General features: G+C 72.3%; 22 protein-coding genes and 1 pseudogene. 12 read left to right on the top strand and 11 right to left on the bottom strand.

Annotation, left to right across the window (positions count from 1 at the left end):
• Positions 1 to 50 precede the first annotated feature (50 nt).
• Genes ACFWRT_RS01395 through ACFWRT_RS01385 form a run of 3 tightly spaced genes read right to left on the bottom strand, consistent with a single transcriptional unit; the run spans position 51 to position 3,113 of the window.
• Complete coding sequence (locus ACFWRT_RS01395; RefSeq protein ID WP_380948954.1) at positions 51 to 1,208, bottom strand: STM4014 family protein; 1,158 nt, start codon at positions 1,206 to 1,208, stop codon at positions 51 to 53.
• On the bottom strand, positions 1,189 to 2,154 hold the full coding sequence (locus ACFWRT_RS01390) for an STM4015 family protein (protein WP_380948953.1): 966 nt from the start codon (positions 2,152 to 2,154) through the stop codon (positions 1,189 to 1,191). Before ACFWRT_RS01390 ends, ACFWRT_RS01395 begins: the two co-directional genes overlap by 20 nt.
• A gap of 5 nt (positions 2,155 to 2,159) precedes the next feature.
• Positions 2,160 to 3,113 (bottom strand): STM4015 family protein, encoded by a 954-nt coding sequence (locus ACFWRT_RS01385; RefSeq protein ID WP_380948952.1) that lies wholly within the window; start codon positions 3,111 to 3,113, stop codon positions 2,160 to 2,162.
• A 175-nt stretch (positions 3,114 to 3,288) separates the two neighbouring features.
• Here ACFWRT_RS01385 and ACFWRT_RS01380 point away from each other — a divergent pair, with 175 nt between their 5' ends.
• Positions 3,289 to 3,615 carry a hypothetical protein gene (locus ACFWRT_RS01380; protein ID WP_073876098.1) on the top strand — a complete coding sequence of 109 codons (327 nt, stop codon included), beginning with the start codon at positions 3,289 to 3,291 and terminating at the stop codon, positions 3,613 to 3,615.
• 150 nt (positions 3,616 to 3,765) lie between these two features.
• Positions 3,766 to 4,767: a DUF6745 domain-containing protein gene (locus ACFWRT_RS01375; RefSeq protein ID WP_380948951.1), complete on the top strand. Its 1,002-nt coding sequence runs from the start codon at positions 3,766 to 3,768 to the stop codon at positions 4,765 to 4,767.
• A gap of 75 nt (positions 4,768 to 4,842) precedes the next feature.
• On the opposite strand, the gene ACFWRT_RS01370 is transcribed toward ACFWRT_RS01375, so the two are convergent.
• From ACFWRT_RS01370 to ACFWRT_RS01350, 5 genes and pseudogenes are all read right to left on the bottom strand, one after another.
• Positions 4,843 to 5,454, bottom strand: a complete 612-nt coding sequence (locus ACFWRT_RS01370) for a TetR/AcrR family transcriptional regulator (RefSeq protein WP_380948950.1) — start codon at positions 5,452 to 5,454, stop codon at positions 4,843 to 4,845.
• Complete coding sequence (locus ACFWRT_RS01365; protein ID WP_380949020.1) at positions 5,436 to 6,584, bottom strand: hypothetical protein; 1,149 nt, start codon at positions 6,582 to 6,584, stop codon at positions 5,436 to 5,438. The genes ACFWRT_RS01370 and ACFWRT_RS01365 overlap by 19 nt, the downstream gene beginning before the upstream one ends.
• Positions 6,585 to 6,589: 5 nt before the next feature.
• The gene (locus ACFWRT_RS01360) at positions 6,590 to 6,778 is read right to left on the bottom strand and encodes a hypothetical protein (protein WP_380949019.1); all 189 of its coding nucleotides are present in this window, start codon (positions 6,776 to 6,778) and stop codon (positions 6,590 to 6,592) included.
• A gap of 381 nt (positions 6,779 to 7,159) precedes the next feature.
• Positions 7,160 to 7,402 (bottom strand): hypothetical protein, encoded by a 243-nt coding sequence (locus ACFWRT_RS01355; protein WP_380949018.1) that lies wholly within the window; start codon positions 7,400 to 7,402, stop codon positions 7,160 to 7,162.
• Positions 7,403 to 7,526: 124 nt separating this feature from the next.
• Positions 7,527 to 8,048: pseudogene (locus ACFWRT_RS01350) on the bottom strand (flavoprotein); the annotation flags it as partial.
• A 156-nt stretch (positions 8,049 to 8,204) separates the two neighbouring features.
• On the opposite strand from ACFWRT_RS01350, the gene ACFWRT_RS01345 reads away from it, so the two are divergent.
• Complete coding sequence (locus ACFWRT_RS01345; protein ID WP_356447923.1) at positions 8,205 to 8,645, top strand: PPOX class F420-dependent oxidoreductase; 441 nt, start codon at positions 8,205 to 8,207, stop codon at positions 8,643 to 8,645.
• 96 nt (positions 8,646 to 8,741) lie between these two features.
• Complete coding sequence (locus ACFWRT_RS01340) at positions 8,742 to 9,950, top strand: MBL fold metallo-hydrolase (RefSeq protein ID WP_380948949.1); 1,209 nt, start codon at positions 8,742 to 8,744, stop codon at positions 9,948 to 9,950.
• Positions 9,951 to 9,997: 47 nt separating this feature from the next.
• Here ACFWRT_RS01340 and ACFWRT_RS01335 read toward each other — a convergent pair whose 3' ends face one another.
• Positions 9,998 to 11,443 (bottom strand): glyceraldehyde-3-phosphate dehydrogenase, encoded by a 1,446-nt coding sequence (locus ACFWRT_RS01335; protein WP_380948948.1) that lies wholly within the window; start codon positions 11,441 to 11,443, stop codon positions 9,998 to 10,000.
• 360 nt (positions 11,444 to 11,803) lie between these two features.
• Here ACFWRT_RS01335 and ACFWRT_RS01330 point away from each other — a divergent pair, with 360 nt between their 5' ends.
• Genes ACFWRT_RS01330 through ACFWRT_RS01310 form a run of 5 tightly spaced genes read left to right on the top strand, consistent with a single transcriptional unit; the run spans position 11,804 to position 15,941 of the window.
• Positions 11,804 to 13,945 (top strand): sensor histidine kinase, encoded by a 2,142-nt coding sequence (locus ACFWRT_RS01330; RefSeq protein WP_380948947.1) that lies wholly within the window; start codon positions 11,804 to 11,806, stop codon positions 13,943 to 13,945.
• Between the two features lie 5 nt (positions 13,946 to 13,950).
• The gene (locus tag ACFWRT_RS01325; RefSeq protein ID WP_380948946.1) at positions 13,951 to 14,385 is read left to right on the top strand and encodes a roadblock/LC7 domain-containing protein; all 435 of its coding nucleotides are present in this window, start codon (positions 13,951 to 13,953) and stop codon (positions 14,383 to 14,385) included.
• A gap of 2 nt (positions 14,386 to 14,387) precedes the next feature.
• Positions 14,388 to 14,759 (top strand): DUF742 domain-containing protein, encoded by a 372-nt coding sequence (locus tag ACFWRT_RS01320; RefSeq protein WP_380949014.1) that lies wholly within the window; start codon positions 14,388 to 14,390, stop codon positions 14,757 to 14,759.
• Positions 14,737 to 15,360 carry a GTP-binding protein gene (locus ACFWRT_RS01315; RefSeq protein WP_380948945.1) on the top strand — a complete coding sequence of 208 codons (624 nt, stop codon included), beginning with the start codon at positions 14,737 to 14,739 and terminating at the stop codon, positions 15,358 to 15,360. The genes ACFWRT_RS01320 and ACFWRT_RS01315 overlap by 23 nt, the downstream gene beginning before the upstream one ends.
• Complete coding sequence (locus tag ACFWRT_RS01310; RefSeq protein ID WP_380948944.1) at positions 15,357 to 15,941, top strand: GAF domain-containing protein; 585 nt, start codon at positions 15,357 to 15,359, stop codon at positions 15,939 to 15,941. The genes ACFWRT_RS01315 and ACFWRT_RS01310 overlap by 4 nt, the downstream gene beginning before the upstream one ends.
• Before the next feature lie 11 nt (positions 15,942 to 15,952).
• Here ACFWRT_RS01310 and ACFWRT_RS01305 read toward each other — a convergent pair whose 3' ends face one another.
• Positions 15,953 to 16,978 (bottom strand): LacI family DNA-binding transcriptional regulator, encoded by a 1,026-nt coding sequence (locus ACFWRT_RS01305; protein ID WP_380948943.1) that lies wholly within the window; start codon positions 16,976 to 16,978, stop codon positions 15,953 to 15,955.
• Positions 16,979 to 17,241: 263 nt separating this feature from the next.
• Between ACFWRT_RS01305 and ACFWRT_RS01300 the strand changes: the two genes are divergently transcribed.
• The 3 genes from ACFWRT_RS01300 to ACFWRT_RS01290 are packed head-to-tail and all read left to right on the top strand — an operon-like array spanning position 17,242 to position 19,993.
• Positions 17,242 to 18,105: an ABC transporter permease gene (locus ACFWRT_RS01300; RefSeq protein WP_380948942.1), complete on the top strand. Its 864-nt coding sequence runs from the start codon at positions 17,242 to 17,244 to the stop codon at positions 18,103 to 18,105.
• A 41-nt stretch (positions 18,106 to 18,146) separates the two neighbouring features.
• Positions 18,147 to 19,166, top strand: coding sequence for an ABC transporter substrate-binding protein (locus ACFWRT_RS01295; RefSeq protein WP_380948941.1), 1,020 nt, complete (start codon positions 18,147 to 18,149; stop codon positions 19,164 to 19,166).
• Between the two features lie 5 nt (positions 19,167 to 19,171).
• Positions 19,172 to 19,993 (top strand): ABC transporter ATP-binding protein, encoded by an 822-nt coding sequence (locus tag ACFWRT_RS01290; RefSeq protein WP_380948940.1) that lies wholly within the window; start codon positions 19,172 to 19,174, stop codon positions 19,991 to 19,993.
• A 35-nt stretch (positions 19,994 to 20,028) separates the two neighbouring features.
• Here the strand turns inward: ACFWRT_RS01290 and ACFWRT_RS01285 are convergent, their stop codons facing one another.
• The gene (locus tag ACFWRT_RS01285) at positions 20,029 to 20,793 is read right to left on the bottom strand and encodes a TetR/AcrR family transcriptional regulator (protein WP_380948939.1); all 765 of its coding nucleotides are present in this window, start codon (positions 20,791 to 20,793) and stop codon (positions 20,029 to 20,031) included.
• Positions 20,794 to 20,929: the final 136 nt, after the last annotated feature.

The raw sequence follows: 20,929 nt of genomic DNA, 5'->3' as shown, positions 1-20,929 counted from the left end.
AGCAGTCAGGCCGGGAGGGGTCAGGTCGTCGGTGGTCAGGTCGTCGGTGGTCAGGGAGATGTGACGGCATGGTCGTTCCTCGTTCGGTCCAGTACGGCGGCGACCTGTGCCGCATAGGTGTCCAGCCCCTCGGCGCCGCTGCCCGGCAGACCGGTCAGCCCGGGCAGCAGATCACCGAAGGCGTTAACCTCACCGACGGCGAAGCGCCGCCAGCCGGCCGCGGGCAGCAGGTCGACGCCCACGCACAGCGTCCCGGGGAAGCAGGCGGCGGCCCGCTCGCAGATCGCCAGCGCCTCGCGCCAGCAGCCGCCCACCGCCGACACGGCGGCCCGCACCTCGTCGAGATCGCCGCGGGCGCCCCCGAGGTGGAGGTTGGTCATGGGGGAGAGGCTCGTGCGGACGACGGCGTGGGTGGCCCGGCCGCCGACCACCACGATCCGCAGATCGGCGGCCCGCCCGCGCTGGGACGCCTTCGGCAGCCAGCGCTCGATGTGCAGACCGTCCGGGGCGAGCGCGTCCACGAGCGCGCCCACCTCCGCCTCCGTGGTGTACCGGCGGACCCGGAGCGAGTTGAACAGCCGCCCCTGGGCGTCCCGCTCCACCGAGGTGCTCGCCCGGACCCGGCCGGGCCCGGCGGTCTCCACCGCCAGCACGCCCGAGGCGGAGGAGCCGTGGGCGAGCTTCACGAACGCCCGGGGCATCCGGTGCTCCCGCAGCAGCGCCCGTACGTCGGACCAGCCCCGCACCTGGGCCGCCTGTGGCCCCGAGGTGGGCGAGGCGGGCACCGGCACCCCCGCGTCCTCCAGCAGGGCGTGGCAGAGCCGCTTGTCGAAGAGCGCGGCGAGGTCACCGGGGGAGGAGAGCACCTCGGCACCGGCCGCCGAGGCGGCCCGTGTCACCTCGCCGACCGCCGAGAGGAACCCGGCGTACCACCGCGCGGACCCCTCCACCCGGGTCGGATCGTCGACCCCGCGCAGCAGCCGCTCCACCTCCGCGTCCTCGCCGGGCGAGTCGATCCGGACGGTCTCGCCCGGCTCGAACTCCGCCTCGCCGCCCAGCACCTGGAGCCAGGACACCACCCGGGCGGGCTCCAGCCCGGCCGCCCGCACGGCCTCCCGGAAGAAGGCGACCCGGCGGTTCTCCGGATTGCCCACGACCGCGAAGCGCGGGGCCTTCGGGCCCCCGGGGCTACTCGCTGACGGCGACATAGCGCTCCGGTTCCTCGTCCGGGTCCGCGTAGTCCTCCTCGGCCTCGCCGCCCTCGACCACGGCCGGGGCGCACGCGGCCCTGATGCGGTCCAGCACCGGGCCGGTGAGGTAGTGGTGGCGCAGGTCGAGCGTGGAGAGGTGGTTGAGCGGCTGCCCGTTCAGCAGGGCTTCGCCGCCCGTGTCGCTGAGAGTGCCCATGGAGAGCGCGAGGGTCTCCAGTTGGGCCACGACGGGAGCGGACGCCACGGCCGCCGCGATCTCGTCCTGGATCTCGCTGTTCTGGAGGCCCAGGTGGCGCAACCGGGGGAACGTGCCGCCCGACAGGACCGGCCCGAGGTCGGCGAGCGTGGCGTCGCCCCCGTACCACGAGCTGCCGAACCACAGGTCGAGCCGCTCCAGCGCGGGCAGTTCGCTCGCGTCGACCGACCGCACCAGATCGCCGGGCAGCCCGCCGGACTCGAAGCGCAGCGTCTTCAGCGCCGTATGACGGATGGGCCGCAGGGCCAGGCCCTCCTGGCCGCAGCCCCGTACCGTGAACTCCTCCAGCAGCGGCAGCGCTTCGAGCACCGGCGTGATGTCGCACATCCGCAGCCACGACACCTCGCACTCCTCGCCCACCACATCGGCGAGGAAGAGCCCGCGCAGGGCCGGGAAACGCTCCGCGTGGGCGACGATCAGCTCCATCACCGGGGCGAACGGCGTGTACTCCTGATGCCACCAGGGGCCGATCAGGAGCGCCCGGACCCGCGTGGTGTCGACCGTGTCGAGGAACCGCTGCCACACGGCGGCGAAGTCCGTCCGCTCGTCGTAGCCGCATCCCAGCAGCCAGGCCACCGCGTCGGCGTCGGGAAGCGCTGGGGATGGGTCCGTTCCGGACGGCGGCGCCAGGAAGCGGACCGGCAAACCGTGGAAGCGGTCGGGATGCTGGATGTGGATGGGGGTCACGGCACTCACTCCGAGACGGCGGTGTAGCGGCCCTCGATGCCGCGGCCGCCCCACGGCTCGTTCCGCTCGGACAGGTCGACGCGCACCCCGTGCGGCTCCAGGGCCGAGCGGACCCGCTGCTCCATCGCCTCGGTGAGGAAGTGGTGGTGGAGGTCGAGCACGTCGAGATGGGTGAGCGGCTGTCCCTCCAGGAGTGCGGCCGCGCCCTCGTCCCCCAGCGTCCCGTTCGACAGGTCGAGCGTCCTGAGCCGGGCGACGACCGGCGCCGACGCGAGGGACGCCGCGATCTCGTTCTGCACCTCGCTGTTGCGCAGGCCCAGGTGGTGCAGGCGCGGGAACCGGGTGCCCGAGAGCAGCGGTGCGAGGTCCGCCACCTCGGTGTCGCCCTCGTAGGCCGACACGCCGAGCCAGAGGTCCAGCCGCTCCAGCGCGGGCAGTTCGCTGTCCAGCACCCCGCGGACCACCTGGACGGGCAGGCCCCCGGCCTGGATCGTCAGCGACCGCAGCCGGTCGTGCTTCGTCGGCGGGAACACCAGGCCGCTGCCGCCCCGCACCCCGAACTCCGTCAGCGCGGGGAAGGCGGCCAGCAGTGCCGTGACATCGGAATGTTCGATCCAGGTGATCTCGGCCTGCTCCGCCTCCAGATCCCCGACGAACACCGCCTCCAGCGACGTCAGCCGGTCGGCGGCGGCGATCACCAGATCGATCGGCACCGAGGAGTCCTCCTCGTACGCCTCACCCCACTGGCCGATGATCAGGGCCTTGACCCCGGCCGGGTCGACCGAGGCCAGGAAGCCGGCGAACTCCTCCGCCCAGGGCCGGTCGTCGTCATCGTACGGATCGACGGAGACGCGCCAGGCCACATCGTCGGCGGCGGGCCGGTCGGCCGGATCGTCCTTGGGCTGGAAGTCGACAGCGGGAAGGCCGCCGAACGCTTGCAGATGCTCCGCACCGTACATCGCACTGAACTCCTGGTCCTGGGGACGGCTGATGTCCGCAAGGTTTATCAAGCCGCACTGACAACGCCGCGACCGGGACCGCCCGAAGCCGGTGTGAGGACCCGTTGTCAGACCCTGCCCGTAGCGTTTTTCCTGTGGCCGGCACAGCGGGTGCCGCGACCGAGGGGAGACGTCTGTGTACCGGCAGGGCGATGTACTGATCGTGGCGCTGGAGGAGTCGGCGGTGCCCGCCCCCTTCCTGAAGGCTCCGGGCGAACTGCGCGACGGGCGGGGGCGGCTGGTGCTCGCGCTGGGGGAGGTGACCGGGCACGCACACGCGGTGCAGGGGCCCGGCCGGCTGATCCGGGAGGCGGGGCCGTTCGGACCGATGCTGCTCCATCTCCCGGAGGGCGGGCGGGTGGTGCACGAGGAGCACGCCACGATCGCGCTGCCTCAGGGCTGGTTCCGGGTGGTGCGCCAGCGGGAGTACGCGCCCGGCGCGATCCGCATCGTCGCGGACTGACCGCGCCAGGACCCGCGGACCGGCGGGGCACGGACACCGGCATCCGGCCGGCAAACGGACCGACAGCAGACCGACCACGACAACTGAGCACAACAACTGAGCACGACAGCCAAGCGCAACAACCGAGCACGACAGGGGACGGGACAACCGATGCAGCACGTGAATTCCTGGCGGGACGTGGCGGCGGCGACCGGCGCGGCGGACCGGGCGGCCGCCGAGGAGGGCGTGCGGCGCGCCTACCGCACCGCGGGACTCGCCGAGCCCGAGCGGATCGTCTGGGCCGCATCACCCCGGGCGGCCGTCGAGGCGGTCGGGAAGCTGGCCGACACCGGACGGTCGGTGCGCGAAGAGGTCCGCACCCGGCCGTGGGCCGAGGAGCGCCGCCGGATGTACGACGAGCTGGGCCCGGCCGGCTGGTCCGCGCTCTGGTCCGCCACCGGGGCCCAGCTCTGGGAGACCACGGCCGCGCTCGCCGGGCGCATACGGACCGGTGTCGTCGCCGATCTGGCGCCCAAGCCGGAGGACGAGGGCGCGGTGCGGCTGGTGCTGCTCGACGCGGTGCTCGGGCAGCACGACGCCGCCTGGCTCGCCGCCTTCGACGGGCGCGGCGACCGGCTCACCGGCCTGGCCGAGGTCGCCCGGAACGCCGGCTGGTGGTGGCCGTACGAGAGGGCCGTGGTGATCAGCGAGCGGCCCGATGTCCTGCACCGCGACGAGGCGGGCCGGCTCGACCACGGGGCAGGACCGGCCCTCGCCTACGGGGACGGGTTCGCGCTGTACGCGTGGCGCGGCATGCCGGTGCCCGCCGCCTTCCTGGCGGAGCTGGCGTCGCTGACCCCGCAGCGCATACGGGAGGAGGAGAACGCGGAGCTGCGCCGGGTGATGCTGGAGTACTACGGCTACGACCGCTACCTCACGGAGTCGGGTGCCGAGCCCGTCCACCGCGACGAGACGGGCCTCCTCTGGCGCATCGCCCTCGAAGGCGACGAGGACGTGGTGATGGTCGAGGTGGTCAACTCCACCCCCGAGCCGGACGGCACGCACCGCACCTACTGGCTCCGGGTACCGCCCACGACACGGACCGCCAAGGACGGGGTGGCCTGGACGTTCGGGCTGGACGGCGCCGCCTACGCGCCCGTGCGCCAGACCTGACGCACCGGGTCTGACGCACGGGGCCGGAGGCGCCAGGTCCGACGCGCCGGACGTGACCGCCCCCGACGTGACGCGTCAGCCGGTCAGCGCTGTGTGGTCGAGGCCCAGCTCGCGGGCGAGGGCGTCGTCGGTCCAGCGCAGCATCGTGGACCGGGAGAGCGGACCCACGTACGACGTCATCTGCACGGCCAGCCCGTCCAGCAGGGCGGTCAGCCGCCAGGCCGCCGACTCCGGGTCCTCGCAGCGGAACTCACCGGCGGCGGCGCCCTCCGCGATGACCTCGGCCAGCTCCGCCTTCCACCGCCGGTCGAGGTCGCCCGCGACCTCGCGCAGGGCGGGCTCCCGCAAGGAGACCGCCCAGCCCTCGATCCACAGCCGCCATCCCTTGGCCTGCCCGGTCGGCGCGTACCACCGTACGGCTGCCCGCAGCCGTCGTGCGGCGGAGGTGCGCCGGGCCAGCAGCTTGCGCAGATGGGCGAGGTCGGCCTCGGCCGCGTACCCGAAGGCGGCGGCGACCAGCTTCTCCTTGGTCGAGAAGTGGTAGAGCACCAGCGCGTTGCTCACCCCCAGCGCGGACGCCACATCGGCGATCCGCACGGCGGAGGCCCCGCGGATCTCGATCTGTTCGACCGTCGCCCGCAGCATCTCCTCGCGCCGCTCCGCCACGTTCAACCGGACTCTTGCCACGCGCCCACCCTAGACGAGCCATTCCGGTGCAACCGGTGGTGGCGGCGCCCCGGGTCACCGCTTCGCGCGTACGCGTGCGAAGGCCGCCGAGCGCCACGCCGGCCTGAGCCCCGTCGTGCCGTGGTCCGGCGGGTGGCGGTGGTGGGGGTATTCGCCTCGTCCGGGGTGATCCAGAAATTGACGTTGACGGCGGCGAAGTCCGCGTGGGTGGTGACGGCGGCGGGCACCTCGGGGCCGCACTTGAACCCCCACATCTGGCGCAGCGGGTAGCGGTCGCCGATGAGCCCCGGCAGGGCGTCCCGCAGTTCCTCGGCGATCTGCAGGAGCAGGGGGCAGCTGAACCCGTCCTGCATGAGCGCGCCCAGCCGCCCGTGGGCGTAGCGGTTGCCGAACCAGACCGTCGACTCCAGGCAGAACCGGTACAGCTCGTCCAGCGCTTCTCCGGTGAGGAAGTCGTCCACGGAGACGACGCCGGGTCCGTCCGCCAGATACTGCTCCTCGACGGCCGTGGGACCCCAGCGGTCGGACAGCGCACGCGCCACGCGCGGGGTGTCCCGGATGTGCAGCAGGCGGTTGTAGGTGGGGGCGATGCACGCGTCGGCCTCGGTGTCCAAGGGCTTCCGGGCGTCGGGGCCGTCGGCCGCCAGCCGGTCGTGCACCGCCTGGTAGGAGTCGATGACCCGGCTGTACTCCGGGCCCAGCACGCCCAGCCCCTGGAGGTGGCGCAGCTGGTCGATGTCGTGCCGCAGTTTGGGGACGCTCAGCGGGACGACCGACCGCCGGGCCGGATCGGCGACGTCCCAGCGCAGCCGGGCGAGGAGCCGGGCGCACCCCTCGGCCAGCGGGAAGTCGCCTCGTTCCAGGGCCACCGTGATGGCGCCCGGCAACCACGCCGTGGCGTCGTCGCCCGGGCCGTCGGCCTCCGTGCCCGGCGGGTCGCACCAGCGCAGCGCCTCGTCCCCCTGTTCCGAGGCGGCCAGCAGGAGCACCAGCTCGCGCCGGGACGCCTGGTCCGGCGGGCGGTCCCGCAGGGCGTCGCCGAGAACGCGCGCCGCCTCCCGCGTACGGCCGGCACCGGCGGCCGCGCTCACCCGGGCGACCAGCGGGCCGGCCTCCCATGACGTACCCACCCACGTCACCCGAGCCGGAAGGCGCCGCGCGCCTGGAGCTCGACCGCGTAGCGTGCGAGGGCGTTGAGGGTCACCGCGGCGTACGGGGGCACGAAGCTCGCGCTGATCGCGTGCTCGTCGTCCACCTGCTGGACGTGGACGAAGGTGGTCCAGGTGATGCCGGTGACGAACGGGGTGCTGCCGCGGGCCTGCATGCCGACACTCTCCTGTTCCGGCGCCGTCTCCCCGTCCCCCTTGCCACCCCCGCTTCCGCCCCGTCGCCGCAGAGCGTGTGCGAGACGTGGAGGTTGATGAAGTAGTGGAGCAGGTCGTCGGTGAGCCCGTGGATGCCCGTCTCCGCCGTACACCCCTCCAGCAGGGTCGCGAAGACCTCCTGACCGTCGTTCTCCACCGCCGCCCGGCAGAACTGCTCCCGCAGGAGGAAGTCGGTCTCCATGGCCAGGAACAGTGCGTCGATCCGGCGCACGTTCGCGGCGCGGGACATGACGGTGGATCGTCGTGCGTCCAAGGTCTGCTCTTCACATCTCGGTGTTCCGGTCGGGTGGCCCGGCGGCTGCCGGGCCGGGGGTCGGGGCTCAGGCGTGCGCGGGGTGGAGGCTGCCCCAGGCCATCCACTGTTCGGGGGCGGCGCCGACGCACCGGTCGCGCCACGTGCCGTACGCGCCGACGGCCGCATCGACGGCGCCGGGCAGCGGGGGCCCGACGCGGGGGGCGATACGGCCGGCCACGTCGGGCACGGCCATGGCCCGTGTCTCCAGGCTCCGCCGGGCGGCCAGGGCGAGCAGCCCGGTCGGTACGGTCAGCCGGCCGCCGAGCACCGGGAGGTCGCGGGTGTGCCGGGGGACGGACAGACGCCGAGGGGAGGGGGTGGGGCGAGGGAGGCGAGGTGGTTGAAGTCGATTTCCTCCTCCTCCAGCGCGTCGCGCAGTGCAGGCGCCGGACGTTCCGGCGGACCGGATCGCCGCCCCACATGCGCGGATGCATCGACGGCGCCAGCAGCGTGGGCAGCCCGGTCGAGCACAGGTAGGTCGTGGAGGCCAGGTCCGTCGCCAGACCCCCGGCCACCCGGCCGAGGAAACCGGCCGACGCCGGATGGACCAGCACCCGCCGGGCGACGTCCGTCAGCCAGACGTGCAGCGGCCGGAAGCCGGGGCCGGTGGTCTCGGTGGTCAGCACCGGACAGCGGCCCAGGTGCGCAGGGCCGGCACGGTCACGAAATGCGGGCCCGACGGCCGTGGAGCCGGGCAGCGCCGACGACAGTTCGTGGAGCAGGCCGCCGAGGTTGACCGCGGCCACCGACCCGGTGCCGATCACGAGTGTCAGCCCCTCCCGGGAGGCCGCCTCGGCGAACGAATCGGAGACCTCGCGGGGGCGGTACGCCGATGTCGTCGAGCATCGTGTCTCCGGTTCGGCTCGGTGCCTTCGAGGCCGCGCGGGGACCCCGCGCGAGCGCCGTGGCGACATCCATACCAGGTCCGGATCGGCGCGCGCCGGGCGGACAACCATCCCAACAGCAGATCGGCATGTGGGGTACGGCCCGGCGACGCGTGGTCGCGGTCCGCCTGCCCGGACAGCGCGGCGCGCCGGAATCCTCGGGGGGAGAAGCACGTTGGACCGTTCATGACGTCATTCGAACCAGCACAGGAAGCGCTGCTCCGCCTCATCGGTGAGCACGACGGGGGAGTGCTGGTCACTCTGAAACAGGACGGGCGGCCCCAGCTGTCCAACGTCAACCACGCCTATTACCCCGACGAGCAGGTGATCCGGGTATCGATCACCGAGGGCCGGGCGAAGACGCGCAACCTGCGGCGTGACCCCCGCGCGAGCTACCACGTCACCAGCGACGACCGCTGGGCCTGGACCGTCGTGGACGGCACCGCCGAGCTGACCCCGCCCGCCGCCGAACGGGACGACGCCACGGTGGAGGCCCTGATCACGCTCTACCGCGACGTCCGTGGCGAGCACCCGGACTGGGAGGACTACCGGCGGGCCATGGTCGAGGACCGCAGAGTGCTGCTCACGCTGCATATCGAGCACGTGTACGGGCAGTCGCGTGGCTGAACGGCCACGGGACCGCTGCCCCGTTCACCGCTCTCTTCTCGCCCTGTCGGACAGTCCGACGATAATGGGACGACACCGACTCCCCCAGGAGATGTTGTGACCGGCGCCGACTACTTTGTCCCCTTCCGTACGAAACTGCGTTCGATGCGCACCGAGCCCTTCGGGGCCGATCCGGCGGGAAGGCGGATGCAGCGCATTCTGAACTCGCCGAACTTCGCCGACGGGGTGTTCCAGAACCCGCTGGGAGCCCGGACCAGGCCGTCCGGGTCAGGGCTGGAATTCGCCAAGACCTACTTCCAGAAGGAGCAGCGGATCCGCAGGGCGCCGGCGGGCACCGTTCCGGTCCATGCCACCACGCTCGCCGATCTGGCCGCACCGCCCGCCACAGGGCTGCGGCTGACCTGGATGGGTCACTCCAGCGTGCTCGCCGAGATCGACGGCCGCCGGGTCCTGTTCGACCCGGTCTGGGGTGAGCGGTGTTCCCCGTTCCCCTTCGCCGGACCCAAGCGGCTGCACCCGGTGCCGTTGCCGCTGGCCACGCTCGGCCCCGTCGACGTGGTGGTGATCTCCCACGACCACTACGACCACCTCGACCTGCCGACGATCCGCGCGCTGGCGGGCACGGACACCGTCTTCGCCGTGCCGCTCGGGGTCGGCGCCCATCTGGAGCGCTGGGGAGTGGCCCCCGACCGGCTGCGCGAGCTCGACTGGAACGAGACCGCGCGGGTCAACGGGATCAGCCTCACCGCCACTCCCGCGCGCCACTTCTGCGGCCGGGGCCTGCGGAACAACCAGCACACCCTGTGGGCCTCCTGGGCCGTCTCAGGACCCGAGCACCGGATCTACCACAGCGGGGACACCGGCTACTTCCCCGGCTTCCGGGACATCGGCGCCGGGCACGGCCCCTTCGACGCCACGATGATCCAGATCGGCGCCTACTCGGAGTACTGGCCGGACATCCACATGACCCCCGCCGAGGGGATGCGGGCCCACCTGGACCTCCAGGGCGGACGCCCGCACGGGGTGATGCTGCCGATCCACTGGGGCACCTTCAACCTCGCCCCGCACGCCTGGGCCGAGCCCGCCGAGTGGACGAAGGACGCCGCCGAGGAGGCCGAGCAGGCGGCGGCGTTCCCCCGGCCGGGGGAGCCCTTCGAACCCGGCGGAACGCTCCCGGCGGACCCCTGGTGGCGAGCCGTCTCCGCCCCGATGACGGCCCCGCAGTGGCGTACGGCGACACCGGACGCGGTCCCGGGCGGCGCGCCCGTCGCGCGTCGGGACCTCGACGTGGCCGGGGAGCGGTGACGGCCGGGTGAGGGCCCAGGTGCCTGGGCCCTCACCCGCATCGGAGATCAGGACGCCGGTGCCGGGTACGTCGGGTACTCCACGCCGGAGACGTGCTGGACGACCCGGATGACCTGGCACGAGTAGCCGAACTCGTTGTCGTACCAGAGGTAGAGGATCGCGTTGTCGCCGTCGACCTTGGTGGCGCCCGCGTCGACGATCGAGGCGTGGCGCGAGCCGATGAAGTCGCTGGAGACCGCGTCGGGGGCGCTGATGAAGTCGATCTGGCGCTTGAGCGGCGAGGCCAGTGACACGTTGCGGAGGTAGTCGAGGACCTCCTCGCGGTCGGTCTCCCGGCCCAGGCGCAGGCTCAGGATCGCGATCGAGACGTCCGGCACCGGGACGCGGATGGAGCTGCCGGTGATCGGCGCGTCCAGGTCCGGCAGGGCCTTGGCCACGGCGGAGGCCGCACCGGTCTCGGTGATGACCATGTTGAGCGCCGCCGAGCGGCCGCGCCGGTCGGAGCTGTGGTAGTTGTCCAGCAGGTTCTGGTCGTTGGTGTACGAGTGGACGGTCTCCACGTGGCCGCGCAAAACGCCGTACTCGTCCGCCATCGCCTTGAGCGGCGGGACGATCGCGTTGGTGGTGCAGGACGCGCAGGACAGGATCTGCTCGTCGTCCTTGATCGTGTCGTGGTTGACGCCGTGCACGATGTTGGGGACGTCGCCCTTGCCCGGCGCGGTCAGGACGACCTTGGCGATGCCGGGGCGCAGGTGGTTGGAGAGCCCCTCGCGGTCGCGCCACCTGCCGGTGTTGTCGATCAGGATGGCGTCCTTGATCCCGTACTCGGTGTAGTCCACCGCCGTCGGGTCGTCCGAGTAGATCACCTTGATCTCGTTGCCGTTGGCGATGATCTTGCTGTTCGCCTCGTCAACGGTGATCGTGCCGGAGAACTGGCCGTGGATCGAGTCGCGCCGCAGCAGTGAGGCGCGCTTGACGATGTCCTGGCCGGAGCCCTTGCGTACGACGATGGCGCGCAGCCGCAGTCCGTTGCCGGAACCGGCCTTCTCGATGAGGAGGCGGGCGATGAGGCGGCCGATGCGGCCGAAGCCGTAGAGGACGACATCGCGCGAGTCGCGGCGTTCGATCTTGTTGGCCCCAGTCGCCCCGGCGACGGCCTCGGCGGTGAACTCCTCCACGCTCAGGCCGCGGTCGTCGGCGCGGAACGTCGCGGCCAGCATGCCTATGTCGATCTGGGAGGGGCCGAGGTCGAGTGTCGTCAGCGCCCGCAGGAACGGCATCGTCTCGGTGACCGAGAGTTCCTCACCGGCGATCTGCCGGGCGAAGCGGTGGGTCTTGAGGATGCTGACCACCGACTTGTTCACCAGGGAGCGGCTGTGCAGCAGGACGTTCACGTCCTGCTCACGGTGCAGCTTCCCGATGATCGGGATCATCGACTCCGCGATCTCCTCGCGGTGCATCCAGTTGGTGAACGAGTCGTCATTGACAGTCACGTGTTTATCTTTCGAGCTAGGCGGCGCTCATATGGTAGCCGCCCCGGTGTGTTCATCTTCAAGGTGGTCCCGTCCGGAGATCCGGGGCGGACCATGCCGGTGTCCGGGCGGCGTAATCGGGCGCCCGTGCGAGAGGTCATACCAGAGCGGGACGGATGGCGGGCAAGTTCCACAACTGCCCGTCGCACACAGGTTGATGGCGACTACCGTGTGTGCTCGGTGATCAACGGCGGGCTCCTGGACCCAAGGGCCGGCCCGACCGCTGACCCGAGCCGGACCGACCACCGTCGGTGCCACCGCAGGAACGCCGACAGGGGCGACAGGAACGCCGATTCCTGGTCCCCCGTACCGAGGACGCTGATGTCTCAACTTCGCGCACCCGCCGCGCGACCGGACCGCCGCGAGGGCGGGCGGCACGGCCGCCCCGGCGCACGCGCCCATTCGGCCCCGAACAGGCCGCGCGCCACCCCGGCGACCCCTGAAGGCCGCATTCGCCCGCAGTTGCTGCGCACCGCGCTGCTTCCCACCATCGCCGCCCTGCTCAGCGGCGCGGCAGCCGTCATCTTCACTGTCCGGGACGGTGCCGTCGACCCGTCCCCGGGCCTCTGGGCCGCGCTCGGCGGATCGGCCGCCCTGGCCGTCGCCGCCGTCGCGGCCGCCTACCTCGGCGCCCACCGCGTCGCCGGTGCCGTGCTCGACCGGGCCCTGACGCTCCGCCGCGCCAGCGCCCAGGGACAGGCCGAGCTCCAGCGGGTGGTGGAGCAGCTCCGGGCCGGGGAACCCGTCGGCCCGCGCCGCCCCCCGCCGCCGCCCGCCCCCGACGGCGACGCCTTCGACCTGCTCGCCCAGGAGATGGGGCGGGCCCAGGACGCCGCGGTCACCGCGATCGTCCAGGCCTCGCAGCTCTTCAGTTCCACGGGCAACGAACAGAAGGTCGAGGTCTTCGTCAACCTCGCCCGGCGGCTCCAGTCCCTGGTCCACCGCGAGATCCAGATCCTCGACGAGCTGGAGCACGAGGTCGAGGACCCCGACCTGCTCAAGGGCCTCTTCCACGTCGACCACCTGGCCACCCGCATCCGCCGTCACGCGGAGAACCTCGCCGTCCTCGGCGGGGCCGTCTCCCGGCGCCAGTGGAGCAACCCGGTCACCATGACCGAGGTGCTGCGCTCGGCCATCGCCGAGGTCGAGCAGTACCCCCGGGTCAAGCTCGTCCCGCCGATGGACGGCACCCTGCGCGGCCACGCCGTCGCCGACGTGATCCATCTGCTCGCCGAACTGGTCGAGAACGCCACGGTGTTCTCCGCCCCGCACACCCAGGTCCTGCTGCGCGTCCAGCGCGTCACCGCCGGACTCGCGCTGGAGGTGGAGGACCGCGGTCTCGGGATGCCGGACCACGAGCAGAACCGGATGAACGCCCTGCTCTCCGACCCCGACCAGGTCAACGTCGCCCATCTGCTCCAGGACGGCCGGATCGGCCTGTTCGTCGTCTCGGCCCTGGCCCGCCGCCACGGCATCGCGGTCCGCCTCCAGAGCAACATCTACGGCGGTACGCAGGCGGTCCTCGTCCTGCCGCAGACCCTCCTCGGCACCGACCCCGACACCGAGGCCCCGCCCGGCGCCGCCCCCGTACCGCCGCCCGGAGCCGTACACCGGCCGCCCGCCGACGACGGACGGACGGCCCCGCCCGCACCGCCCCAGGTGCGGGCCGCCCAGCCGCAGGCCGTCCCCGGGCCGGCCGGACAAGCGTCCCCCGGCCAGGCGCCCGCCGGCCACCCGCGCGACGCCCAGGCGCCGGGCTCGCACGCCCACGCCGCACCGGAGAGCCGCATGCCGGGGCCTCGCGGTGAGGCGCCGCCCCTCCCGCTGCGCGCCGAACGGGTCGACCGGCCCGCACCGGCCGCGTCCGCCCTCGACCGGCCGGCACAGGCCGCCTTCACGCCGGAGCACGCCGACCGCCCCATCCCTGCTGCCCTCACGCCGGAGCACGCCGACCGCCCGGCCCCGGGCACCTTCGCGCCGGAGCACGATGCCCGCCCCGGCCCGGCCGCCTTCGCGCCGGAGCACGCCGACCGCCCCGCCCCCGCCGCCCTCGTCCCCGAGCGGGTCGACCGGCCCGCGCCGCCCGCCGCCCGCCCTGAACTCCCCAAGCGGGCCAACCAGGAACACCTCGTCCCGCAGTTGCGGGAGGCGCCCGTGCCCCGCGTCGAGGACGAGCACGCCCTGCACGACCCGGGCCTCATGGCCGCCTTCCGGCGCGGTGTCGACCTCGCCGAGGCCCAGACGGCACAGACGGCCCAGGAGGAGGGGACCGGCGACGGATACGGCGGTGCCACCGGTGGGCCGACCGCGCTGGACGCCCCTTTGGAGACCCTCGCCCCCCTCCCCGTACGCGGAGCCGCCCGGGCGCCCGCGCCCCTCGGCCGCCCGCAGACCGGGCATGACACCTTCCTGCCGGGCCACGCCGTGCCGGAACCCCGTAAAGACACGACTTTCAAGGAGTAGACACGATGCCGAGCGACATGCAGGCCGGTCAGGTCTCGGACCTGGACTGGCTGCTGAGCGGACTGGTCCAACGCGTGCCCTACACGCGCAGCGCGGTGCTGCTCTCGGCCGACGGACTGGTGAAATCCGTCCACGGCATGGACCCCGACAGCGCCGACCACATGGCCGCCCTGGCCGCCGGGCTGTACTCCCTGGGTCGCAGCGCCGGCGCCCGCTTCGGCGACAACGGCGACGTCCGGCAGGTGGTCGTCGAACTCGACTCCACGCTCCTGTTCGTCTCCACCGCCGGGTCCGGCACCTGTCTCGCCGTCCTCGCCGGACGCGAGGCGGACGCCGCGGTCCTCGGCTACGAGATGGCGATGCTGGTCAAGAGCGTCCGCCCCTATCTGATGACCCCGCTGCGGCAGCCGGCCGGGGCCCCGTTCGCCTCGGGGCTGTGAGGATGCCGGCCCCGCAGGACGGGCCCCTGCTCGACGACGCGGCCGGCCGGCTGATCCGCCCGTACACCGTCAGCAACGGCCGCACCCGGCCGTCCACCGGATTCGATCTGCTCTCCCTGGTCATGGCCACGGGCATCGAACCCGACATCCCCCTCGGCCCCGAACACACCCTGGCCCTCGGACTGTGCGAGGGGCCCATGTCCGTCGCCGAGATCGCCGCACACCTCCGGCTGCCCGCGGTCGTCACCAAGGTCCTCCTCTCCGACCTGGTCGGCTGCGGAGCGGTCACCGCGCACGCCCCCGCATTCCATGACACACCCACCGACCGATCCCTGCTGGAGGCAGTGCTCGATGGTTTACGACGACAGCTCTGACCGCACCGGAACCACCGAGTTCTTCCCCGTGGCCCTCAAGGTGCTGGTCGCGGGCGGATTCGGCGTCGGCAAGACGACCTTCGTCGGCGCGGTCAGCGAGATCGCCCCGCTGTCCACGGAGGAGCTGCTCACCCAGTCCGGCGTGGGCACCGACAACCTGGACGGCGTCGAGTCCAAGACGGCCACCACCGTCGCCATGGACTTCGGCCGCATCACCCTCTCCGAACAGCACGTCCTGTACCTGTTCGGGACGCCGGGCCAGGAGCGCTTCTGGTTCATGTGGGACGAGCTCTCCAACGGCGCGCTCGGCGCCGTGGTGCTCGCCGACACCCGGCGGCTCGCGGAGTGCTTCGCCGCCGTGGACTTCTTCGAGCGGCGCGGCATCGGATTCATCGTGGCGGTCAACGAGTTCGACGGTGCGTACCGCTACGAACCCGACGAGATCCGGGCCGCCCTCGACCTCGGACCCGCGGTGCCCGTCGTCCTGTGCGACGCCCGGATCGCCAGCTCCGGTACGGGGGCGCTGGTCACCCTCGTACAACATCTGATCAACGCCACCTCCGCGCCCGCCCCGCTCCAGGCCTTCGGAGCCCACCAGTGACGTCCTTCGCCACCGGCCGGATGCTGCTGACCCCCGCCGACCGGGACGGCCCGGCCCGCGCGGAGCGGCTGCGGAGGCTGGACCTCGGTGAACGCCCCGACGCCTCGTTCGACAGCTTCGACGCCTTCGCCGACAAGGTGGCCGAAGCGACCGCGTCACCTTTCTCGATGGTCAACTTCATCGACGAGAACCGGCAGTTCTTCGCGGGGCTGCACACCCCGGCGGGCAATCGGGGCGGCCAGGACATCGGGGCCGTCGCGGCGGGCGGCAACCGCGGCGCCCGCTACATGGCCCGCGACCACGGCTACTGCCCGCATGTCGTCGTCCGGCGCAAGGCGCTGGTCCTGGACGACGTCTGCGACTACCCGCGGTTCGCCGGCAATCCGGTGGTCGACGACATAGGCGTCCGCTCCTACCTCGGCGCGCCGCTCATCGACCGTACGGGCATCGCGCTCGGGACCGTCTGCGCCGTCGACACCGTGCCGCGCCCCTGGGGCCGCGCGGGCCTGGACACCATCAAGTTCCTCGCCCAGGAGCTCGTCCGCCAGATCGACCACCGGGAGGGCTACCGTCATCCGTGACGCCGGATCCCTCAACTCCCATGCGGCGGTGGGCCCGTGCTGCCCCGCAGCACCACCTCCCCGTCGATCCGGACCACCCGCGAGCGCCCCGCCCCCGACGGTGTGCGCAGGGCCAGCGCGATCACCCGCTCGCCCATCGCGGTGAGCGGCAGCGCCACCGTGGTCAGCGGCGGCGACAACTCCCGTACGAGAGGGATGTCGTCGAACCCCGCCAGCGACATGTCCTCCGGCACCCGCACCCCCGCCTCGCGCAGCGCGGCCAGCGCACCGACCGCCATCACATCGGTCACCGCGAAGACACACGTCGGCCGGGGGCCGCCGGACGTCAGCAACCGCCGCGCCGCCAGATGCCCGCCCTCCCGGGTGAACGCCCCCCGCACCACCCGGTCGAGACCGATGCCCGCCTGGGCGAGCCCCTCCCGAAACCCGTTCAACCGGTCGTCCACCGTGGTCAGTTCGGGTGGACCGGTGAGAACGGCGAACTCCCGGTGCCCGAGCGCCACCAGTGCCTTCGCGAGCTCCGCCGCCCCGGCCCGGTTCTCCGGCTGCACGGTGTCCACCCGCAGCGACCGGTGCCGGCTGACCACCGCGACCCGGCCGCCGGCGCGCACGTACGGGTCCAGCTCCGCGTCCATCGCCCGCTCCCAGGCCCGGTCCTGGAAACCGGAGCCGATCAGCAGGATGGCCCGCGCGCGCTGGGCCCGCAGCATCGAGACGTACGCGATCTCCCGGGCCGGCTCACGGAAGGTGGAGGCCAGCATCACCAGCAGGTCCTGCTCCGCCGCCGCCCGCATCACCCCGCTGGCGATGCCCGCGAAGTAGGGGTCGCTGACGTCGTGGCAGATCAGCCCCACCGTACGGTTGCCATCGGAGCTGGCGAGGGCCTGGGCATGGGCGTTGGGGATGTAGCCGAGGAGGTCGGCCGCGGCGCGCACCCGGCTGCGCAGATCGTCACGGACCCGGGTGGTGCCGTTCAGCGCCCGGGAGGCGGTGGCCGGCGATACGCCCGCCTCGCGGGCCACGGCGTCGAGCGTCACGTGGGGGGCCGGGACGCGGCGACGCGGATCGGGGTGGAGAGGTGTTTCCCGTTCACTCAACTCGACCCCCAGGGGTGCGGTGGTGGCAGGGCCCCGAAACTTCGGGACGGCCTATTGACCGTGTGCGCGAACAGTCATTAGCGTGGCGGCACCTTACCAGAAAGCGCTTTCTGAAAGCGCCTTCAGATCACCGCCACCTGAGTCGCAGGATCGCAGGATCGCACAGCTCGTCACAACCGACCCCGGCTTACAGGGAGTTGACCGTGAGTGAGACCGCGTTGGCCAAGAGGCCCGCCGAGGTGGCGGGGGTCGCCCGCAGGGTAGGCCCCACGGCGGGGGAGCGGCTGGCCCGTGCCGCGGAACGGAGCTGGCGGCCCGTGGCGCTGCTGCTCGCCTGCTTCGCGCTCTGGTGGGTGATCGCGGCGGCCGAACTGGTCGAGCCGTATCTCGTGCCGTCGCCCGGCGCGACCCTCGACGTCCTGACGGGCAAGGCGGGTTACCTCTGGCAGCACAGCTGGGTGACGACGTACGAGACGCTCCTCGGCTTCGTCATCGCGGTCGCCGTCGGGGTGTTCGCGGCGGTGGTGATGGTGTATTCCTCCACCGTCGAGCGCACGCTCTACCCCATCCTCCTCTTCGCCCAGGTCGTGCCGAAGATCGCCATCGCCCCGCTCTTCGTGGTCTGGCTCGGCTTCGGTATCGCGCCCAAGATCCTCATCGCCGTCCTCATCGCGTTCTTCCCGGTGGTGATCTCGATGGTCACCGGTCTCAAGGCCGTCGACCCGGAGATGCTCCAACTCTCCGCCACGATGGGGGCGAAGCCCTGGCAGACCTTCCTGAAGATCCGCTTCCCGGCCTCGCTCCCGCACCTGTTCTCCGGCCTCAAGGTCGCCGTCACCCTCGCGGTGACCGGTGCGGTGGTGGGCGAGTTCGTCGGGGCGAACGAGGGCCTCGGCTATGTGATCCTCCAGGCCAACGGCAACCTCGACACCCCGATGCTCTTCGCCGGGCTGCTGGTGATGTCGCTGATCGGCGTCGTCCTCTTCGTCGTGGTCGAGATCGCCGAGAAGCTGCTGCTGCCGTGGCACGCCAGTCGCCGGGAGACCTCGGCCACCACCACGTACTGAACTCCCGGAAGCCACCGTCCCGTTGCGAGAAGGGCCAGCCCATGCACGCGCGCAGACTCCTGATCGGTGCCGTACCCCTCGTCCTGGTGGCGACCGCCTGCGGCGGCAACGACGCGTCGACCACCACCAGCGACTCCGGCAAGAAGCTGGACCGGGTCACGCTGACGCTCAACTGGTATCCGTACGGCGAACACGCGCCGTTCTACTACGGAAAGCAGCAGAAGATCTTCGAGAAGCACGGCATCGACCTGGACGTCCGGGCGGGCCAGGGCTCGCAGAAAACGGTGCAGGCAACTGCCGCCGGACAGACGGACTTCGGCTGGGCCGACACTCCGGCGCTGCTCGCGGGCGTGGACCAGGGCGTCAAGGTGAAGAGCCTCGGCGTCTTCCTCCAGACCACGCCCGCCTCCGTGCAGTCCTTCGACGCGAAGGGCATCGCCGCGCCCGGTGATCTCAAGGGCCGTACGATCGCCGGGACCGCCGGGGACGCGCTCTCCAAGACCTTCCCGATCTTCCTGAAGAAGAACGGCATCGGTGAGTCGGACGTCAAGGTCCAGAACACCGACCCGGCCGGCAAGATCGCCGCCGTGATCTCGGGGAAGACCGACGGGCTGCTCGGTTACGCCAGCGACCAGGGGCCCACCATGCAGGACAAGGCCAAGAAGCCGGTCTCCTACCTCCGGTTCTCCGAGCACGGGCTGAACTTCTACTCCAACGGGCTCCTCGCCGGTCAGAAGATCCTCGCCGCCAAGCCGGAGTTGGCGCAGCGCATGGTGCGGGCGGTCAGCGAGGCGTGGGCGGCGGCGGCGAAGGAGCCGGGGCCGGCGGTCGCCGCGATGGACGGTGCTTCCGAGCAACTGCCGCCAGAGTCCGTCCTGTCGGAGCAGTTCGCCACGACGCTCACCCTGCTGCACACCGAGGCGACCGAGGGCAAGGCGCCCGGCGTCAACACCGAGGCCGACTGGCAGCAGACCATCGACGTGTTCGCCGAGGCGGGCATGGTGGCCTCGCCGAAGGCCGTGGGCGACTACTGGGACACGAAGACGGCGTTGAAGGGATGACGGCGATGCCGAGGGAGCAGGCGACGACAGCGCCCGTGTCGCCGAAGGGGGTTGGGGCGGCCACAGTCCAGTTGGCTGATGTGGCGGTCCGGTTCCGTAGCAAGAAGCGTGATGTCACGGCGCTGAGCGACGTCTCGCTGGACGTGGCGCCGGGGGAGTTCGTCGCCATCGTCGGCCCGTCGGGGTGCGGCAAGTCCACGCTGCTGAAGCTGGTCGCCGGGCTGCTCACGGCCTCCTCCGGCGAGGTCCTGCTCGGCGGCGAGCGGGTCACCGGCCCACGCCACGACATCGGTTACGTCTTCCAGCGCGCGGCCCTGCTGGAGTGGCGCTCCGCGCTGCGCAACATCCTGCTCCAGGCCGAGATCCGCCGGATGCCGGCGGCCCAGGCGCGCGGGCGGGCGGACGAGCTGATCCGGATGACCGGCCTGACCGGATTCGAGGACGCCTACCCGCACGAACTCTCCGGCGGTATGCAGCAACGGGTCGCGCTCTGCCGGGCGTTGCTCCACGAACCGCCGGTCCTCCTGATGGACGAGCCGTTCGGCGCGCTGGACGCCCTGACCCGCGAGCAGATGAACACCGAGCTGAACCGGATCTGGCGGTCCACCGGCACCACGGTCCTCCTGGTCACCCACTCGATCTCGGAGGCCGTCTATCTGGCCGACCGGGTGGTGGTGATGAGCCCGCGCCCCGGCACCATCACGGAGATCATCGAGGTGGGGCTGCCCGCAGAGCGCGACTACAGCGAGACGCTGGGGCGCCCGGAGTTCCGCGCGGCCGCGGCGCACATCCGTGACCTGCTGGGGGCGGTGTCGGCGCAGGACTGAGGGGCCTGGGGCGGGGTCAGGGTCGGGGGTCCCCCTCACGACGGTGCCTGATCCAGCCCGAACGAGTCCGCCAGCATCTCCATGTGGGCGCCCAGCAGCGTGCCGCCCCGGTGCGCCATCCCGGCGAACTGGCCGGCCACCTCCAGGCTGACCGAGCCGTGCAACTGGGTCCAGGCCAGCACCGCGCCCGCCAGCGCCGAGGCCGCCCGGATCTCCCGGGCCTCCTGGGCCGGGGCGTCAGGAGGGTCGGCCACCTCCGGTGCGTACCGGGCCACCCAGGCTCCCACCGTCCCGTCCGCCGCGAGCCAGGCGGTCATCTCGTCCACCGTGGCGGCCACCGCCGGTCCGGGGCTGCCGGTGGCGAAGAGCGGCAGGAAGGGGCCCAGCACCGCACGGGCCCGCTCCAGGGTGTCGGCCGGGGCCACATAGCCGGGGACCGGGGCGCCCTGGATCAGCAGATAGCGGTGGGGCTCGGCGATCGCCCAGGCGCGGTACGCCTCGGCCAGATCGTGCAGCCGTGCGCGGACGCCCCGGGACGCCTTCGCCGAGCGGGCCGCCGCCCGTTCCATCGCGGCGGCGGCGTCGTCGTACGCGTCCCTGATCAGGGCGTTGAGCAGATCGTCCCGGCCGGCGAAGTAGCGGTAGAGGGCGGGGCCGGAGAGGCCCATCTCCTTGGCGATCCGGGTCAGCGCGAGAGCGGTGCCGCCGCCCTCCGCGAGCTGCCGCAGCGCCAGGTCCTTGATCTCCGCCCGGGTCTGCTCCCGGTACCGGGCGCGTGGTCCCTGCTGGGCCCGTTCCATCACGGTCCCCTCTCGCCTGCCCCCACCTGCCGAGCTCACTTCAGTTACAGAGTCTAACAAGCGCTATTGCTATGAGCTGTAGCAAGAGTTATGGTCTCTAACAGCAGTGCTGATCCGACCCACCTCGAAGGGGCAC

This window comes from Streptomyces cyaneofuscatus (genome assembly GCF_042718795.1).
Taxonomy (GTDB): domain Bacteria; phylum Actinomycetota; class Actinomycetes; order Streptomycetales; family Streptomycetaceae; genus Streptomyces; species Streptomyces cyaneofuscatus_A.
The sequence above is the reverse complement of the archived record's forward strand: the minus strand, read 5'-3'. Positions and strand labels throughout refer to the sequence as shown.